The sequence below is a fragment of the Arthrobacter sp. BGA-UO-ETr-C19 genome (assembly GCF_059568005.1).
Window position 1 is genome coordinate 1,127,683 of sequence record NZ_JCAQPC010000024.1, and the last position, 16,560, is coordinate 1,144,242.

The 16,560-nt window shown below is 67.7% G+C and carries 13 protein-coding genes and 1 pseudogene; 10 read left to right on the forward strand and 4 right to left on the reverse strand.

What is annotated here, in order from left to right; all coding sequences use genetic code 11:
• The first annotated feature begins 21 nt into the window (after positions 1-21).
• Positions 22-1,605 (forward strand): GTPase, encoded by a 1,584-nt coding sequence (locus AC57BR_RS24115; protein ID WP_496365135.1) that lies wholly within the window; start codon positions 22-24, stop codon positions 1,603-1,605.
• 18 nt (positions 1,606-1,623) lie between these two features.
• On the opposite strand, the gene AC57BR_RS24120 is transcribed toward AC57BR_RS24115, so the two are convergent.
• The 3 genes and pseudogenes from AC57BR_RS24120 to AC57BR_RS24130 form a co-directional block, all read right to left on the reverse strand.
• Positions 1,624-2,175, reverse strand: a complete 552-nt coding sequence (locus AC57BR_RS24120; RefSeq protein ID WP_496365136.1) for a DUF1697 domain-containing protein — start codon at positions 2,173-2,175, stop codon at positions 1,624-1,626.
• 96 nt (positions 2,176-2,271) lie between these two features.
• Positions 2,272-3,849, reverse strand: a pseudogene (locus tag AC57BR_RS24125) (HNH endonuclease).
• A gap of 347 nt (positions 3,850-4,196) precedes the next feature.
• Positions 4,197-4,916, reverse strand: coding sequence for an IclR family transcriptional regulator (locus tag AC57BR_RS24130; RefSeq protein WP_496365137.1), 720 nt, complete (start codon positions 4,914-4,916; stop codon positions 4,197-4,199).
• Positions 4,917-5,027: 111 nt separating this feature from the next.
• Between AC57BR_RS24130 and leuC the strand changes: the two genes are divergently transcribed.
• From leuC to AC57BR_RS24160, 6 genes are all read left to right on the forward strand, one after another.
• Positions 5,028-6,482 (forward strand): 3-isopropylmalate dehydratase large subunit, encoded by a 1,455-nt coding sequence (gene leuC / locus AC57BR_RS24135; RefSeq protein ID WP_496365138.1) that lies wholly within the window; start codon positions 5,028-5,030, stop codon positions 6,480-6,482.
• A gap of 9 nt (positions 6,483-6,491) precedes the next feature.
• Positions 6,492-7,094 (forward strand): 3-isopropylmalate dehydratase small subunit, encoded by a 603-nt coding sequence (gene leuD, locus AC57BR_RS24140; RefSeq protein WP_003806025.1) that lies wholly within the window; start codon positions 6,492-6,494, stop codon positions 7,092-7,094.
• Positions 7,095-7,283: 189 nt separating this feature from the next.
• Complete coding sequence (gene murA / locus AC57BR_RS24145) at positions 7,284-8,609, forward strand: UDP-N-acetylglucosamine 1-carboxyvinyltransferase (RefSeq protein WP_307103597.1); 1,326 nt, start codon at positions 7,284-7,286, stop codon at positions 8,607-8,609.
• A gap of 10 nt (positions 8,610-8,619) precedes the next feature.
• Complete coding sequence (locus tag AC57BR_RS24150) at positions 8,620-9,366, forward strand: lysophospholipid acyltransferase family protein (protein WP_496365139.1); 747 nt, start codon at positions 8,620-8,622, stop codon at positions 9,364-9,366.
• Complete coding sequence (locus AC57BR_RS24155; RefSeq protein WP_496365140.1) at positions 9,363-10,415, forward strand: NAD(P)H-dependent glycerol-3-phosphate dehydrogenase; 1,053 nt, start codon at positions 9,363-9,365, stop codon at positions 10,413-10,415. The genes AC57BR_RS24150 and AC57BR_RS24155 overlap by 4 nt, the downstream gene beginning before the upstream one ends.
• A gap of 17 nt (positions 10,416-10,432) precedes the next feature.
• Positions 10,433-11,578, forward strand: a complete 1,146-nt coding sequence (locus AC57BR_RS24160; RefSeq protein ID WP_496365141.1) for a D-alanine--D-alanine ligase family protein — start codon at positions 10,433-10,435, stop codon at positions 11,576-11,578.
• 25 nt (positions 11,579-11,603) lie between these two features.
• On the opposite strand, the gene AC57BR_RS24165 is transcribed toward AC57BR_RS24160, so the two are convergent.
• A complete protein-coding gene (locus tag AC57BR_RS24165; RefSeq protein ID WP_496365142.1) occupies positions 11,604-12,119 on the reverse strand; it encodes a DUF3515 family protein in 516 nt (171 codons plus the stop codon).
• Between the two features lie 123 nt (positions 12,120-12,242).
• Between AC57BR_RS24165 and AC57BR_RS24170 the strand changes: the two genes are divergently transcribed.
• The 3 genes from AC57BR_RS24170 to AC57BR_RS24180 are packed head-to-tail and all read left to right on the forward strand — an operon-like array spanning position 12,243 to position 16,553.
• Positions 12,243-13,268 carry a thiamine-phosphate kinase gene (locus AC57BR_RS24170; RefSeq protein ID WP_496365143.1) on the forward strand — a complete coding sequence of 342 codons (1,026 nt, stop codon included), beginning with the start codon at positions 12,243-12,245 and terminating at the stop codon, positions 13,266-13,268.
• 22 nt (positions 13,269-13,290) lie between these two features.
• Positions 13,291-14,337: a DAK2 domain-containing protein gene (locus AC57BR_RS24175; RefSeq protein WP_496365144.1), complete on the forward strand. Its 1,047-nt coding sequence runs from the start codon at positions 13,291-13,293 to the stop codon at positions 14,335-14,337.
• Positions 14,334-16,553, forward strand: a complete 2,220-nt coding sequence (locus AC57BR_RS24180) for an ATP-dependent DNA helicase RecG (RefSeq protein WP_496365145.1) — start codon at positions 14,334-14,336, stop codon at positions 16,551-16,553. The genes AC57BR_RS24175 and AC57BR_RS24180 overlap by 4 nt, the downstream gene beginning before the upstream one ends.
• Positions 16,554-16,560: the final 7 nt, after the last annotated feature.

A 16,560-nucleotide genomic window follows, 5' to 3' on the forward strand; every position in this document is an offset into this window, starting at 1 on the left:
CGGGGGAGGGCAAAGGAAGAGATGCGGCTGCAAGGCCGCCTCGATGCCCTGGGCAGGGCCCGGGAGCTGGCCGAGGGCGTGCTTCCCGACGCCGCCCTCCAGGACGTGCTCGGGGTCCTGGAACGTGCCCGGTCGCGGCGGGCGCTCTCTGCCGACCATACGGTGGTGGGCTTCTTCGGGGCGACCGGAAGCGGAAAATCCACGCTGTTCAACGCCGTGAACGGCGCCGAAATCGCGACTGCGGCGGCGCGCCGGCCCACCACATCCGAACCCTTGGCGAGTGTGTGGGGAGCCGACGGCAGCGAGCCGCTGCTGGACTGGCTGGATGTCCGCTCCCGTCACCTCGCAGACCCCGTGGACGGGTTTGCCGACGACGATACCGGGCTGATCCTGCTGGATTTGCCTGACTTCGATTCAACCCGCACCTCGAACCGGGAGATCGTGCAACGGCTGGTGGGGATGGTGGACGTCCTCGTCTGGGTGCTGGATCCGCAAAAGTATGCCGACGCCGCCGTCCATAACGGCTTCCTGGCTCCGTTGGCGACACACGGGGCCGTCACGCTGGTGGTGCTCAACCAGGTGGACAGGCTTCCGGCAGCGGATGTGGAGCCCGTGCTCGAGTCGCTTCGGGGGATCCTGGCCAGTGACGGACTGGGCAAGGTACAGGTCCTGGCGGCGTCCGCGCTGACGGGAGCGGGAGTGGACGGTGTCCGGGCTGCCATCCGCCGCGTGGTTTCGCAGCGGGAGGCGCTGTCGCTGCGGCTGTCCGCGGACGTGACCAAGGCGGCGGCGCAGCTGGAGGAAGTTTCGGGCCGTGGGGAAGCCGCTGGAGTGAAGGGCGGGACGGTAGCGCGGCTTGCCAATGAACTGGCGACGGCGGCCAACGTGCCTTTGGTGGCCGATGCGGTGTCCGCGTCCTACCGGATCGAGTCCACTCGGCGCACCGGCTGGCCGGTGACGCGGTGGCTGGTCCGGTTCAGGCCTGATCCGCTCCGCCGGCTCAACCTGCGACGCACTGCCAACGCCGAGGTGAACCGGACGTCGCTGCCGCCGGCGGGTGCCCCGGAGCGTGCGCGGAGCGATGCTGCGGTCCGCCAGTTTGCAGACGCCGCCAGTGACGGTGCCCCCGGGCCCTGGCAGGCATCCATCCGCGCCGCGGCCCGGATGGGTAGGGACCGGCTGCCTGATGCCCTTGACCAGGCCATTGCCGGGGCGGACCTCGCTGCGGGCCGGAAGTCCTGGTGGTGGGGTGCATTCAACGTTGTGCAATGGCTGGCGCTACTCGCGGCCGTGGCCGGACTGGGGTGGCTTGGTGTGCTGGCCGGGCTCGGCTACCTGCAACTGCCCGTGCCGCAGGTGCCCCGGGTGGAAGGCTGGCCGGTCCCCACCCTGCTGATTGCTGGCGGAGCTGCACTGGGGATTCTCCTTGCCGTGGCGGCCAAAGTCATATCTGCCGCCGTGGCGAAGCGCCGCGGCGCGAGGGCCAGGAAGCGGCTCAACGCTGCCGTGGCAGATGTGGCGGGCCGGCTCGTGGTGGAACCGGTGGAGGCGGAAGTCCGGCGCCTGGAGGCGTTCAACGCGGCGTTGCGGGCTGCCGCCGGCTAAGCCTGGTGCTCCGGCCGGTCAGCCGGCTGCCGTCTCCAGGCCTGCGGCGGCGTCCCGGACCTTGATCATAGTGCGGAGGTTTCGGGTGGTGGTGGAGGCCTTGTACCTCGGCTTTGCAGTCAGTTTGCTGAACGGGCTCTCGAGCGTCCCGCCGGCGGGCGCCAGCCAGGCCATGGCCTCGGGACCCAGCCGCTCCTGCTCCGCGCCGTCCAGCGCTTTGCCCATGGCGAACAGCTCATCCAGCGCGGCCGTGTCTGAGGCCAGGGTGAGATACGTGTGCGTGCTTTTGTCGTCGGCGGGATAGCGGCACGCGGCCACGAGCTCCGATACGCGGTCCGCTGTAAGCACCACTACCCAGGCGTCGTAGCCGAACGACTTCCGCAGGGTTGCCTCGAGTTCTTTCTTGACGGCGGCTATGCCGAGATCACTGGCCAGCACCACATTGCCGCTGGCCAGGAGCGTCTTTACTCCGGTGAACGGTCCCGCCTTCAGGGCTTCCTTGAGGTCCGCCATCTTGATGTTGATGCCGCCCACGTTGATGCCGCGGAGGAATACTGCGTAGCTGGTCATGCGCCCACACTACAACGGCCTGATCGTGCGTTGCCGCTGACTAAACCGTCTAGGGGAGCCGAAGTCGGCGACGGCGGTATGCCCGCCCTGGCCGCGTTACGGACCCGCACCGCGCTGTTCGGAATGGCGTATTTCGCGCAACCGGGATCCGGGCAGTGGCGGTGCGGTGGAGTGGTAGGTGTGGCCGGTGGGTGTGGTGAGTTCGATGGTGTGCCGGGGTCCGGGTCTGGGCTTTGCTTTCCAGCCGGGGAGTTCCTTGGTGTGGTTGCACGCTTCGCAGAGCCCGGCACCGTTGGCCAGGGTGGTTGGGCCGTCGTCGTGCCAGGGGATGATGTGGTCAAAGTGGCGGATGGGGGCGTCGCAGTAGGGGGTGCGGCAGGTGTCGTCCCGGATTTGGATGAAGCGGCGCAGCGGTGCCGGGAAGAGGCGCCGTCGCGAGTCCATGGCGACCAGGTCGCCGGTTCCGGGGGCGGTGTAGAGCCGCCGGATCCAGATTTTGAGCCCCTGGCCTCCTTCTACCTGCCCCTGCGTTAGCAGGTTCCGGGCATAGTCTGCGGGGACGATGCCGTAGCCGGGTATTCGTGCGGGTTCGGTGTCGCCTTGGAGGAGGGTGCGATCGGTCATGACCAGGTTGATCTCGATGCCGGTGATGCCGCCGGGCGTGCCGGTGGTGCGTTCGATGAGGGTGTCGGCTTTGATTTGGTTCCGGGAGCGTGGGTCGCCGGCGGCCTTGAGGGCATCGGCCTGCCGGGTCAGGGCCGCGTGCACGGCGACTCCCTGGTGGGCGGGCAGCAGTGCCGTGAGGTAGGTCATGCAGTCAGGTGCCGGTCGCAGGCTCACTGACCGCTCCGACGCGGCATGGCTCGCCCGTTGGGTGACCGAGCGCGGGTCCCTGCGGGTGGCGGCGGCCCGGGTTGCGGCGATGACGGTGCGGGTTCCGGCGCCGGTGAAGGTTCCGGTGTCGGCGGCGAGTTCCTCGTCGACGGCGGTCCGGTCGGCCACACTCAGGCAGGCTGTCTCTTTCACGACGTACATGGCGTGCTCTTCATTGAGCTGGCCGGTGTCCAGGGCGGCCAGGGTGTGGGGCATCTCCTTGACCAGGGCCTTCGACATGCCGAGCAGCCGGCCGCCGCGGTGCGGGGACTCGCCCCGGGCCAGCGCAATCTGCTAAGCCGCGCCCGTGCTCTGTTCTTTGGGACGTTTCTTGTCGAGGTCCTCAGCCAACAGCGTCTCAGGGCTGCCCTGCTCCGTGAGTTCGGTTTGTTCCTCGCGGTGCCGGATCTCGAAGGCGACGGCAAGCCGTGCCTGTTGACCGGCTGCCCAGCACTTGAAGTCCTCGTAGCCGCGTATCTGGTCGATCAGCCCGGCACCGTCGGCGGTGAGGTCTGCTGCCGGGAGAAACCAACCCGTCGCTGTTGTACGGTCCAACAAGGCCTCGGGAAACGGGTCCTCCGGGAACGAGGCCGGATACGCGGCGTCAGGGTCGTCGTCATACGGCAACCCGCCGTCCGCCAACCCCTCAAACGGAACGGAACGGTTCGCGAACGCACCCTCGGGGAACGCGGCAAGGGGGAAAACGGCCTCTGGAAGAAGAGTGTCAGGAACCGCGGCAGCCTGCAGAACTCCGCCGTGCGGCGCTCCTGCTGTCAGTGCAGAATTCCAGCTGCCTTCCATGTACTCAGTCTGCCAAGGGGGACTGACAATAAAGGGTCGATCGTGCACCACAAGGGGCGGGATTCAAAAAGTTTCCTGAACCCACCGGAGAACGAAAACTGGGTAGCAGCAGGGGGCGTTCCCAGCGCTGGGAACGCCCTGAAGTACTACCCAGTTGGGTGCGGGGCCGGGAAACAGCCGAGCAGAAGGACCAAACCGCGGCAGCACCGTCGTCGCACGGGCTTCGTCCCCCGGAGGAACGAAAACTAGGTAGCAGCTCACGGCCCTCCCAGGCCTGGGAAGGCCCTGAAGTGCTACCCAGTTGGGGCGCCGTGGCCCGGGAACAGACTGGCCACCCCGCCGCGAAGCTAGTCGTTATTCTTGCGGAGGGCTTCCGTCAGTAAGCGGGCCGCGTTGCAGACAACCTCCGCGTGCAGCCGGCCGGGCTGGCGGGTGAGGCGCTCGATCGGGCCGGAGATGGAGACCGCGGCGATGACACGGCCCGAGGGCCCGCGCACGGGTGCAGAGACTGAGGCGACCCCGGGCTCCCGTTCGCCGAGGCTCTGGCCCCAGCCCCGCCGTCGGACTCCGGCCAGAACGGTGGGCGTGAAGCGCGCCGACTGCAGGCCCTCCAGCAGGCGGTCGTGGTCCTCCCAGGCGAGCAGCACCTGGGCGGCAGAGCCGGCCTTCATGGACAGCTGGGTTCCCACGGGAATGGTGTCGCGCAGGCCAATGGGCCGTTCGGCGGAGGCAACGCAGACCCGCCAGTCGCCCTGGCGGCGGAAGATCTGGGCGCTTTCGCCGGTGGCATCGCGGAGCTGCATGAGAACCGGCCCGGCGGAGGCGATCAGCCTGTCCTCGCCGGCGGCGGACGCCAGCTCAACGAGGCGGCTGCCGAGGACAAAGCGGCCCTGGATATCGCGGCTCACCAGGCGGTGGTGGACCAGCGCCAACGCCAGCCTGTGCACTGTTGGCCGCGCCAGTCCCGTGGCAGCGACTAGCTGCGCCAGGGTCGTGGGTCCGGCCTCAAGCGCGTCGAGCACCTGTGCTGCTTTATCAATGACACCGACTCCACTAGAATTGTCCATGTACTGATATTGCCGTCTCATTATCTGAGATGCAAATCATTCGACTGGCTTATTACAGGGGTCTGCTGTTTCAGTGGATCCAACAACAAACAGCATCGAAGGGAGATGGCCATGGCCAAAACATTGGCCGAGAAAGTCTGGGATGCGCACGTGGTGCGCAAAGGCGACGGCGAAGGCGCCAACGCCCAGCCAGACCTTCTGTACATCGACCTGCACCTCGTCCATGAGGTGACTTCCCCGCAGGCATTCGAGGGTCTCCGCCTGGCCGGCCGCAAGCTGCGCCGCCCGGACCTCACCATCGCCACCGAGGACCACAACACTCCGACCCTGGACATCGACAAGCCGATCGCCGACCTTACCAGCCGGACCCAGATCCAAACCCTGCGCAACAACTGCGAGGAGTTCGGCGTCCGCCTGCACCCGCTCGGTGACGCCGAGCAGGGCATCGTGCACGTCGTGGGCCCGCAGCTGGGACTGACCCAGCCCGGAATGACCGTGGTCTGCGGCGACTCGCACACCTCCACCCACGGCGCGTTCGGTGCGCTGGCCATGGGCATCGGCACGTCCGAGGTCGAGCACGTCATGGCCACCCAGACGCTGTCCCTCAAGCCCTTCAAGACCATGGCCATCAACGTCGAGGGCACTCTGCGCCCCGGCGTGACCGCCAAGGACATTATCCTTGCCGTCATTGCCAAGATCGGCACCGGCGGCGGCCAGGGTTACGTCCTGGAGTACCGTGGCTCGGCCATCCGCGCGCTGTCCATGGACGCCCGGATGACCATCTGCAACATGTCCATCGAAGCAGGCGCCCGCGCCGGCATGGTGGCGCCGGACGAGACCACCTACGCGTACATGAACGGCCGCCCGCACGCGCCGCAGGGCGCCGACTGGGACGCCGCCGTCGAATACTGGAACACGCTGCGCACGGACGACGACGCAGTCTTCGACGCCCAGGTCGACCTGGACGCCAACACCCTGGAGCCGTTCGTTACCTGGGGCACCAACCCGGGCCAGGGCGTCTCGCTGTCGGCCAAGGTGCCGTCCCCGGAAGACTTCGGCGACGAGAACGCCAAGGCCGCGGCGGAACGCGCCCTGCAGTACATGGGCCTGGAAGCCGGAACACCCATGAAGGACATCCGGGTGGACACCGTCTTCCTGGGCTCCTGCACCAACTCCCGCATCGAGGACCTGCGGGCCGCGGCAGACATCATCCGCGGCCGCGAGAAGGACCCGAAGGTCCGGATGCTGGTGGTCCCCGGCTCGGCCCGGGTGCGCCTCGAAGCGGAGGCTGAGGGCCTGGACAGGGTCTTCAAGGACTTTGGTGCTGAATGGCGCTTTGCCGGCTGCTCAATGTGCCTGGGCATGAACCCGGACCAGCTGGAGCCGGGGGAGCGGTGCGCCTCCACCTCCAACCGCAACTTCGAAGGCCGGCAGGGCAAGGGCGGCCGCACGCACCTCGTTTCTCCTGTAGTTGCAGCCGCCACGGCCGTCCGCGGAACGCTGAGTTCGCCGTCGGACCTTGATCCGGCACCGGAATCCGCAGCCCTGACCACCGACGCCGCCTAGGAAGACGCCATGGAAAAGTTCACCACCCACACCGGCATTGGCGTTCCGCTGCGCCAGAGCAACGTTGATACGGACCAGATCATCCCGGCCGTGTACCTCAAGCGCATCACCCGCACCGGCTTTGAAGACGCGCTGTTCTCAGCGTGGCGCAAAGACCCTTCCTTCATCCTGAACCAGGAGCCGTTCAACGCCGGGTCCGTGCTGGTGGCCGGCCCGGACTTCGGCACCGGCTCGTCGCGCGAGCACGCCGTCTGGGCGCTCAAGGACTACGGCTTCCGCGCCGTGCTCTCCTCCAGGTTCGCCGACATCTTCCGCGGCAACTCGGGCAAGCAGGGACTCCTTGCCGCCCAGGTTGCCCAGGATGACATCGAGCTCATCTGGAAGACGCTCGAGAACGCACCCGGGACCGAGGTGACCGTTGACCTCGCCTCCAAGACCGTGACCTGCGGCAACGTGGTGGCGCCGTTCGAGATCGACGACTACACACGCTGGCGCCTGCTCGAGGGCCTCGATGACATCGGGCTGACCCTGCAGCACGAGGAGGACATCACGGCGTACGAAGCCACACGGCCGTCCTTCAAACCCCTCACGCTGCCGGCCAGGACTTCCTGACCGGACAACCAAAAATCATCGCCAGAAGGCCCGCCGTGCACAGCCCCGGCGGGCCTTTCCGCTGCCCCCGGTCCGGCCGCCGGACCCCACACGCCCGGGTCAGTATTTCGGTTCGGTAACGCGAACTCATATGCTTAGCTGGTGCCTTTGTAAGGATTTGGGGGCGAGTAGTCGTGAGGAAACCGGTAAATGAGTAGTGTTCTGACAATCCGCGGAGGCGTCCCGCTAACTGGCCGTGTCAGCGTCCGCGGTGCCAAGAACCTTGTGCCCAAGGCCATGGTGGCCGCACTGCTGGGCAACGAGCCCTCCGTGCTGCGGAACGTTCCGGAGATCAAGGACGTCGAGGTGGTCACCAGCCTGCTCCAGCTGCACGGCGTGACCGTCGAGAAGGACCCCGTCACCGGTGACCTGACCCTGGATCCCAAGGCGGCCAAGACGGCGCCGAGCACGGCCATCGACGCGCACGCCGGTGACTCCCGGATCCCCATTCTGCTGTGCGGTCCCCTGATCCACGCGATCGGCGAGGCCTTCATCCCGGACCTGGGCGGCTGCAAGATTGGTGACCGGCCCATCGACTACCACCTGAACGTGCTGCGGCAGTTCGGTGCCGTTGTCGAGAAGCGCCCGGGCGGCATCCACATTTCGGCGCCCAAGGGGCTGCACGGGGCCAAGATCTCCCTGCCGTACCCCTCCGTCGGAGCTACGGAACAGGTCCTCCTGAGCGCAACCCGCGCCGAAGGCATCACCGAACTTTCCGGTGCCGCCACCGAACCCGAAATCGTCGACCTCATCGCCGTGCTCCAGAAGATGGGCGCCATCATCAGCGTCCAGACGGACCGTACCATCCGCATCGAGGGCGTCCGCGACCTGGGCGGCTACAACCACCGGGCCCTGTCGGACCGCAACGAGTCGGCCTCCTGGGCGTCCGCGGCGCTGGTGACCCGCGGTGACATCTTCGTTGAAGGGGCCTCGCAGCGGGACATGATGACCTTCCTGAACACCTTCCGCAAGGTGGGCGGCGGCATGGACATCGGCGAGGACGGAATCCGCTTCTACCACCGCGGCGGCAAGCTCAGCCCTCTCGTCCTCGAGACCGACGTCCACCCGGGCTTCATGACCGACTGGCAGCAGCCCCTCGTCGTGGCCCTGACCCAGGCCGAAGGCGTGTCCATCGTGCACGAGACCGTGTACGAGAACCGCTTCGGCTTCACGGACGCCCTCATCCGCATGGGCGCCAGCATCCAGGTGCACCGGGAATGCCTGGGCAGTGTGCCGTGCCGCTTCGGGCAGCGGAACTTCCTGCATTCCGCCGTCATCTCGGGCCCCACGCAGCTCAAGGGAACCGACATTGATGTGCCGGACCTCCGCGGCGGCTTCAGCCACCTGATCGCCGCGCTGGCCGCCACGGGCACCTCGCGGGTGACTGGAATCGATATCATCAACCGCGGCTACGAGCGGTTCACCGAAAAGCTGGCCGGGCTCGGCGCCGACTTCGACATCTCATCGGCGAAGTAGCGGGGGCCCGGTGAAAGAATCGGCCAAAAGCCACACAACGTTCGTGATTATTGCCGGCATTGTCCGGCCGGTCCTGAACCTGGTCATGAACAAAAAATGGGAGGGCACCGACAAACTTCCCGCGGGCGGCTTCATCGCCGTGCCCAACCACTGCACCGAGATCGACCCCCTCGTGATCGGGCACATGCTGTACAGCAACAAGCGCGCCCCGCACTTCCTGGCGAAGTCAGGCCTCTTCAAGGTCCCGGTGGTGGGTGCCGTGCTGCGTGCCACCAAGCAGATCCCGGTGGAACGCTCGACGGCGGGTGCTAACCGCTCGCTGCAGCTCGCCCAGGAGATTGTGGCTGAGGGCGGAGCGATCATTATTTACCCCGAGGGCACGCTGACCCGCGACCCCGACCTGTGGCCGATGAAGGGCCATACCGGCGCCGCCCGCCTGGCCCTCGAGACCGGCATCCCGGTGGTGCCGATGGCGCACTGGGGAGCGCACGAGCTCTTTCCCCGCTACGCCAAGCGGTTCCACCTGTTCCCGCGCAAGACGTCCAGGATCCGGATCGGCGACCCCGTTGACCTCTCGCGGTTCGCGGGCCGGTCCCGGGACAGGGCCACTCTGGCGGAAGCCACGGAGGTCATCATGGATGCCGTGACCGGACTCCTGGCCGAACTCCGCGGGGAGCAACCGCCGGCCCGTCGCTGGGACCCGACCGCCCACAACCAGACGAAGCACGGCCGCGACGTTGAGCGGGGCGGGAAATGACCCCTGTGTCTGCCCGGCCCGGCTCCGCCGTGTCCGTGGCAGTCCTGGGCGCCGGTTCGTGGGGCACCACGTTCGCGAAAATCCTCGCCGACGCTGCCACCGCCTCCGGCGTGGATCGCCGCATCCGGGTCTGGGGACGCCGGGAAGAAGTCGTAGCCGAGATCAACGGCAACCACCGCAACCCCCAGTACCTTGCCGACATCGACCTTCCGCCGAGCATCACCGCGTCCACCGACGTTGCGGACGTGCTGTCCGGTGCTGACCTCGTGGTCCTGGCGGTTCCCGCGCAGTCGCTGCGCCTCCAGCTGCGCAAGTGGAAGCCGCTGATCGGATCCGATGCCCTCGTGGTGTCCCTGATGAAGGGCCTCGAACTGGGCTCGGACGCACGGATGAGCGAGGTCATCGCCGAGGAACTGGACATCCCTGCCGACCGTATCGCCGTCGTGTCCGGCCCCAACCTGGCCATGGAGATCGCCCGGGAGGAGCCCACGGCCTCGGTGGTTGCCTGCCCCGATGCCGCCGCCGCCGGCTGGATTGCCAGAAGCTGCACCGCCCCGTACTTCCGTCCCTACACCACCTCTGACATCGTCGGCGTCGAGATCGGCGGCATCGTCAAGAACGTCATCGCGCTGGCCGTGGGCATCTGCGAGGGAAAGCAGATGGGGGACAACACGAAGGCTTCCGTGATTACCCGCGGCCTGGCTGAAACCTCCCGGCTGGCCCTGGCACTCGGCGGCAAAGCCCACACCATGGCCGGCCTGGCCGGCCTCGGTGACCTGGTGGCCACTTGTTCGTCGCCGCTGTCCCGGAACCACACCGCCGGCCGCCTGCTGGGACAGGGACTCACGCTGGACGAGGTCGCCCAGAAAATGACCCAGACGGCCGAGGGCATCAAGTCCGGCCAGGCAGTCCATGAACTGGCCGGTAAACTCGGCGTCGAAATGCCGATCACGGCGGCCGTCGTCGCGGTCCTCGCCGGTAAATTGTCCGTTGACCAACTCGGGCCGCTGCTGCTGTCCCGGGAACTTAAATCCGAAGGCGATTACTGACAGTGTCGGAAGAAAACTTGACCGCAGCGGACAACGCCAACCAGGGCCAGAGAACCCCTGACAAGCCACGGGTGGCCGTCCTCTTTGGCGGCCGCTCCAGCGAGCACGCTGTCAGCTGCGTGACCGCTGCCGGGGTGCTGGGGGCCATCGACCGGAACAAGTACGACGTCGTTCCCATCGGCATTGCCAAGTCCGGCCAGTGGGTGCTCGCGTCCGGTGACACGGCCCAGTGGTCACTCTCCGCCACCTCGCTTCCGGAGGTTCCGCCGTCGGCCCAGACTGTAAGCCTCACGGAGATCGGCGGAGAGCACCAGCTCATCGTGACGGCCCCCAACGAGGTGCCGCAGGAACTTGGCACCGTGGACGTGGTGTTCCCGCTGCTGCACGGGCCCTTCGGCGAGGACGGCACCATCCAGGGGCTCCTGGAACTCTCCGACACCCGCTACGTCGGCGCCGGTGTCCTGGCCTCGGCGGTAGGCATGGACAAGCACTTCATGAAGGTGGTCTTCGAGGCGGCCGGCCTGAAGGTGGGTCCGTACATCGCGGTGACGGACCGGCAGTGGCGCAACGACCCCGAGTCTGTCCGCAAACAGGTCGACCTGTTGGGTTTCCCGGTGTTCGTCAAGCCCGCCCGCGCCGGGTCCTCGATGGGCATCTCCAAGGTGGACTCGCTTGACGGCCTGGACGCCGCGATTGGAGCGGCCCGCGAACATGATCCGAAGCTGGTGATTGAGGCCGGCATCGTCGGCCGGGAAATCGAGTGCGCCGTGCTCGAGGGCCGCGGTGGCGACGCCCCCCGCACGTCCCTGCCCGGCGAGATCTCCGTGGCCGCCGGCGAGCACGAGTTCTATGACTTCCAGGCCAAGTACGTCGATGACGCGGCTGCCCTGAGCTGCCCGGCGGACATGCCCGAGGAAGCGATTGCCCGCGTCCGCGAGCTTGCTGCCGCGGCGTTCGATTCTGTGGGGGCGGAGGGCCTGAGCCGCGTCGACTTCTTCTACACGCCGGACGGCGACCTCATCATCAACGAAATCAACACCATGCCCGGGTTCACGCCGAAGAGCATGTACCCGCAGATGTGGGCGGCCACCGGACTGAGCTATCCGGAACTGATCGACGAGCTGATCCACCTGGCGCTGACCCGAAAGACCGGGCTGCGCTAAGCTCTGGGCCCAGCCCGGGACCTGCCTACTTGCTGGTGGGCAGGTCCTGGACTTCCTGCTGGCCCACGCACTTGCGGCTGGCCTTGATCTTCGCAGCTGCGCCGGACAGGTCAGCCAGGACAGTGGCCGAGCTGATTTTGTCCGGATCCATCAGGATTTCCGTGGCCGGTTCCCGTCCATAGGTGGTCAGCGTCCACACTGGGTCACCCTCCCTGATCACCCAGTCGACGTCGTTGACGCTCACGCAGCGGTCGGTAGTGGGCCCGGGGACGTTGACCCCGCACCGCAGGACCACCCGTGACGGGTCGCCCCAGGCGGCGGTGGCCTGGCTGTTCGTCTTCCGCAGGCGGGCGTCGCCAATGGCATCCGGAAGGGCCACCATCATCGGCGCGCAGGCCGGATTGGCTGCGTCGGCGGCGGGGGCAACGTCGACGGCGGGTGAACAGCCGCCCAGCGCCAGTCCAGTTAGCGCGGCGGCGACTGCCAGCTTCAACCTGCGGACGGGATACTGGGGAGGTTTCTGGGCAGGCGGGTAATGCATCCTTCAAGCCTATCGTTCCGCGGGTAGCCGGACGGACCGCCGAGGTGCCGCCCGCACCCCTTGCCTGCAGGGGCCGGAAACGCGCGATCCGTAAATGTCTGCCCGTGGCGGTAGCGTAGTGGCGTGCCGCAAACACCATTGACTGTCGCCCAGTTGTCCGAAGGGGAGCTTCTGGCCCGGATTTTTCCGCGCCTGGAACTCAGCGCCCTGCACAGTGCCGCCGTGGTCCTCGGACCGGGCGATGACGCCGCCGTCGTTGCGGTTCCCGACGGCAGGACGGTCATCAGCATCGACACCCAGGTCCAGGACCAGGATTTCCGGCTTGAGTGGAACAACGGCTACCGGACCACCGGCTACGACGTCGGCTGGAAGGCAGCAGCGCAGAACCTTAGCGACATCAACGCCATGGGGGCGTCGGCAACCGCAATGGTGGTCAGCCTGACCATGCCCCCGGACACTCCGGTCGGGTGGGTCGAGGACTTGGCGGACGGCCTCACGGCCGCCATCAGCAAGCTGGGGGCGGGTGCGTGCTCTGTCGCCGGCGGCGACCTGGGCCGCGGACGTGAGCTGTCCGTCACAGTTGCAGTCCTCGGCACGCTCGACGGCGGCCAGCCGGTCCTCCGGTCCGGCGCTCAGGAAGGCGACACCGTGGCGATCGCCGGGCGGGCAGGCTGGGCTGCTGCCGGGCTGGCGCTGCTGGAGTCCGCGCATCATGTGAGTTCGCTTACGCCGGAGCTGCTGTCACTCCTTGAGCTTCAGTGCCGGCCGGAGCCGCCCCTGGAGGCCGGGCCGCTGGCGCGCATGTCCGGCGCCACAGCCATGATGGACATTTCCGACGGCCTGGTGCGGGACGGCACCAGGCTGGCCGTGGCCAGCCACGTTGTGCTGGACCTGGATCCCGGGCAGCTGGGCCGGCTCGCCGGGCCCCTCCAGCCCGCGGCCACCCTCCTGGGCGCCGATCCGCGCGCCTGGGTGCTCGGCGGCGGGGAAGACCACGGTCTTCTGGCCACATTCCCCGCGGGCATGCAGGTGCCGCCCGGGTTTACTGGGATAGGCTCAGTACAGGCCTGCGGCGCAGACAAGGCGCCGGGCGTGACGATCGCGGGACGGCCCGCTGACTCCGTGGGATGGGATCACTTTGCAGACTAAGGTTGCCGCGAACGCGCAAGCCATGAAGCGGTGGTTGGGCAAGGCCGAAACCGCACTGGGCAACCACAGCGACCGCCTCAATGCCATCAATATCTTCCCGGTAGCCGACGGCGACACCGGAACCAACCTCTACCTCACAGTCCGGGCCGCACACCGGGCGCTGCAGGATGCCGCCCCCGCCGTCGCCGGCCAGGGTCCGGAGGAAGCGGTGCCGGAGCCGGCAGGGCCGCAGGCACAGCTCCGCCAGCAGGCACAGCTCAATGACGTCGGCGCGGTCCTGGCGCGCGCCGGCCAGGCCGCCATGGAGAAGGCCAGGGGGAACTCCGGCACGCTGTTCTCGGTATTCCTCTGCGCCGCGGCCGAACCGCTGGCCGGGCATGCCAGGCTCACCTCCTCGCTCCTCGCCGCCGCCCTCAACCGGGCGCAGATCAGGGCCTGGTCCGCGCTGAGTGACCCCGTTCCGGGCACCATGCTCTCTGTGATGGAAGCAGCGGGCCGGGCCGCGGCTGCCGTCGACGCCGGCCAGAACGGCAATGACAGCAACCATGCCTTGGGCCTGGTCCTGGATGCGGCCGTCGGGGCCGCCCTCGAGGCCGTGGTTCGTACGGAGGGCCAGCTGAATGTCCTGCAGGCCGCGCACGTGGTGGATGCCGGCGGCGTGGGAATGCTGCTGATCCTGGATTGCCTCCGTTCGGCGGTGCTCGGCGAGGAGCTCCGCAGCGAACTGCTGGACGGCCTGCACGGGTACGATCTCCAGGACCCCCACATCCACACCGACATGCCGGACGACGACGGCGTGGAGGTCATGTGCACCATCAGCCTGTCCCCGCTGGACGCCGCCACGCTCCGGCAGCGCCTGGATGAACTCGGGGACTCCGTGATCATGAGCCAGGTTGGCCCTTCCGCTGACGCCGGGGGCCGGTACCGGTGGCGGGTCCACGTGCACGTCCCGGACCCGGCTCCCGCCCTCGGTGTGATCAGGTCGCTGGGCGATCCGGCGGAAGTGTCCGTCAGTGAGCTCGCCCTGCCCCGGGATCCGTCAGGAGAAGTGAGCGCAGAAGGAAGATGAACGTCGAACTGGAACTCGGCCTGGAGCGACGGATCGGCAAGCGCTCCGCCGCCGTGATCGAGAAGCACCTGGGCATCACCACGGTGGGCGGCCTGCTCAACTACTACCCGCGCCGCTACCTCAACCGCGGTGAACTGACGCCCATCAGTGAACTTCCGTTCGATGAGGACGTCACCCTCATCGCACGCGTCGTGTCCAACAGCAAGCGGCAGATGCGCGCCCGGAAGGGTTTCATCATCGACGTCGTCATCACCGACGACGCCGGAACGGGCACGCTGAAAATAAGCTTCTTCAACGGCCACCGCGCCAAGAATGAGCTGCAGCCCGGCCGGCGGGCCATGTTCTCCGGGAAGGTGACGCGCTACGCCGGTTCGCTGGGACTCACCAACCCGGACTACCAGCTGCTGGACGAGGACCCGGATGTCCCCGGCATGGATCCGGAGAAGCTCGCGGCCATGCCCATCCCGGTTTACCCGGCCACCGCACATCTCACCAGCTGGTCCATCCAGAAAGTCATGACTGCCCTGCTGGAGACGGCAGACCTGAACGCCCTGCGGGATCCGCTGCCGGCGGCCATTTCGGCCCGCGAGAAATTCCTGCCGCTGCCGGAGGCCTACCGGCTCATCCACGCCCCGGAGACCGCGGCGGACTGGCGGAAGGCCAGGGACCGGTTCCGTTACCAGGAGGCGCTGGTCCTGCAGTCAGCCCTTGCCCGGCGCCGTGCCCAGCTTGCTTCCGAGGAGGCCACCGCCCGGCGTCCCGTGCCCGAGGGACTGCTCGCAGCCTTCGACCGCCAGCTGCCGTTCACGCTGACCGCGGGCCAGTCCGCCGTCGGCAAGACCCTCTCGGCGGAGCTGTCGCAGGACGGGCCCATGAACAGGCTGCTGCAGGGCGAGGTCGGCTCCGGCAAAACCATTGTGGCGCTGCGGGCCATGCTCCAGGTGGTCGACGCCGGGGGACAGGCTGCACTGCTGGCGCCTACGGAAGTGTTGGCGGCACAGCACTTCGATTCCATTCGGCGCACGCTCGGCCCGCTGTCCCGCGACGGACTCCTCGGCGGACTCGGTGAGCATTCCGTGCAGGTCAGCCTGCTCACCGGCTCCATGCAAACCGCCGCGCGCAAGCAGGCGCTGCTGGACGCCGCTTCCGGTACGGCCGGGATTGTCATCGGCACGCACGCGCTGTTGAGCGACAACGTCACCTTCTTCGATCTGGGCCTCATCGTGGTGGACGAACAGCACCGCTTCGGCGTGGAACAGCGCGATGCCCTGCGCGCCAAAGCCAGCAAGCCCCCGCACCTGCTGGTCATGACGGCCACCCCGATCCCCAGGACCGTGGCGATGACGGTGTTCGGCGACCTTGAAACGTCGGTGCTTGACGAACTGCCGGCCGGCCGGGCGCCCATCACCACGCACGTGGTGGGCCTCGCGGAGAATCCCGCCTGGGCGCCCCGCATCTGGTCCCGTTCCCGTGAGGAGATCGAGGCCGGACACCAGGTGTACGTCGTGTGCCCCAAGATCGGAGCGGACGACGACGGCGACTTCACTCCCGGTGAAGCGGAACCTGAGCCCGGGGAACTGGAGGGGGACGGAGCCGCTCGCGAACTGGCCTCCGTGACCGCCGTCGTCGAGCACCTCAAGGAGGAGCCCGCTCTGGCGGGAGTGGCAGTGGCGCCGCTTCACGGACGCCAGGACCCGGTGCTGAAGTCGGAGACCATGGCTTCCTTCACCGCCAACCAGACAAAGCTTCTCGTATCCACCACCGTCATCGAGGTGGGCGTGGACGTGCACAACGCCACCCTGATGGTCATCCTGGACGCAGACCGTTTCGGCATCTCCCAGCTTCACCAGCTCCGCGGGCGCGTGGGCCGGGGTGGGCTGCCGGGCACGTGCCTGCTTGTGACAACGCTCGAACCGGGCCACCCCAGCCGGCGGCGGCTGGATGCAGTGGCGGCAACCACCGACGGATTCGAGCTGTCCCAGGAGGACCTGAAGCTGCGCCGCGAGGGCGACATTCTCGGCGCCTCGCAGTCCGGTGGCCGGTCCACGCTGAAGCTGCTCCGCGTACTGGAGCACGAGGACATCATTGCCCGAGCCCGGCTGGACGCCCAGAAGATCGTCGCCACAGACCCTGCGCTGACCGGCTATGGGGCACTTGCCGAGGCCATTGACGAGTACCTGAATCCCGAGAAGGAGGCGTTCCTTGAACGCGGCTAGCACGAAC

What these genes read in the sequence shown, in the direction of transcription:
- AC57BR_RS24165 (WP_496365142.1), bottom strand. Translation starts at nt 12,119, where the DNA reads ATGCATTACCCGCCTGCCCAGAAACCTCCCCAGTATCCCGTCCGCAGG.
- AC57BR_RS24155 (WP_496365140.1), top strand. Translation starts at nt 9,363, where the DNA reads ATGACCCCTGTGTCTGCCCGGCCCGGCTCCGCCGTGTCCGTGGCAGTC.
- AC57BR_RS24120 (WP_496365136.1), bottom strand. Translation starts at nt 2,175, where the DNA reads ATGACCAGCTACGCAGTATTCCTCCGCGGCATCAACGTGGGCGGCATC.
- leuC (WP_496365138.1), top strand. Translation starts at nt 5,028, where the DNA reads ATGGCCAAAACATTGGCCGAGAAAGTCTGGGATGCGCACGTGGTGCGC.
- AC57BR_RS24115 (WP_496365135.1), top strand. Translation starts at nt 22, where the DNA reads ATGCGGCTGCAAGGCCGCCTCGATGCCCTGGGCAGGGCCCGGGAGCTG.
- murA (WP_307103597.1), top strand. Translation starts at nt 7,284, where the DNA reads ATGAGTAGTGTTCTGACAATCCGCGGAGGCGTCCCGCTAACTGGCCGT.
- leuD (WP_003806025.1), top strand. Translation starts at nt 6,492, where the DNA reads ATGGAAAAGTTCACCACCCACACCGGCATTGGCGTTCCGCTGCGCCAG.
- AC57BR_RS24130 (WP_496365137.1), bottom strand. Translation starts at nt 4,916, where the DNA reads ATGGACAATTCTAGTGGAGTCGGTGTCATTGATAAAGCAGCACAGGTG.
- AC57BR_RS24175 (WP_496365144.1), top strand. Translation starts at nt 13,291, where the DNA reads ATGAAGCGGTGGTTGGGCAAGGCCGAAACCGCACTGGGCAACCACAGC.
- AC57BR_RS24180 (WP_496365145.1), top strand. Translation starts at nt 14,334, where the DNA reads ATGAACGTCGAACTGGAACTCGGCCTGGAGCGACGGATCGGCAAGCGC.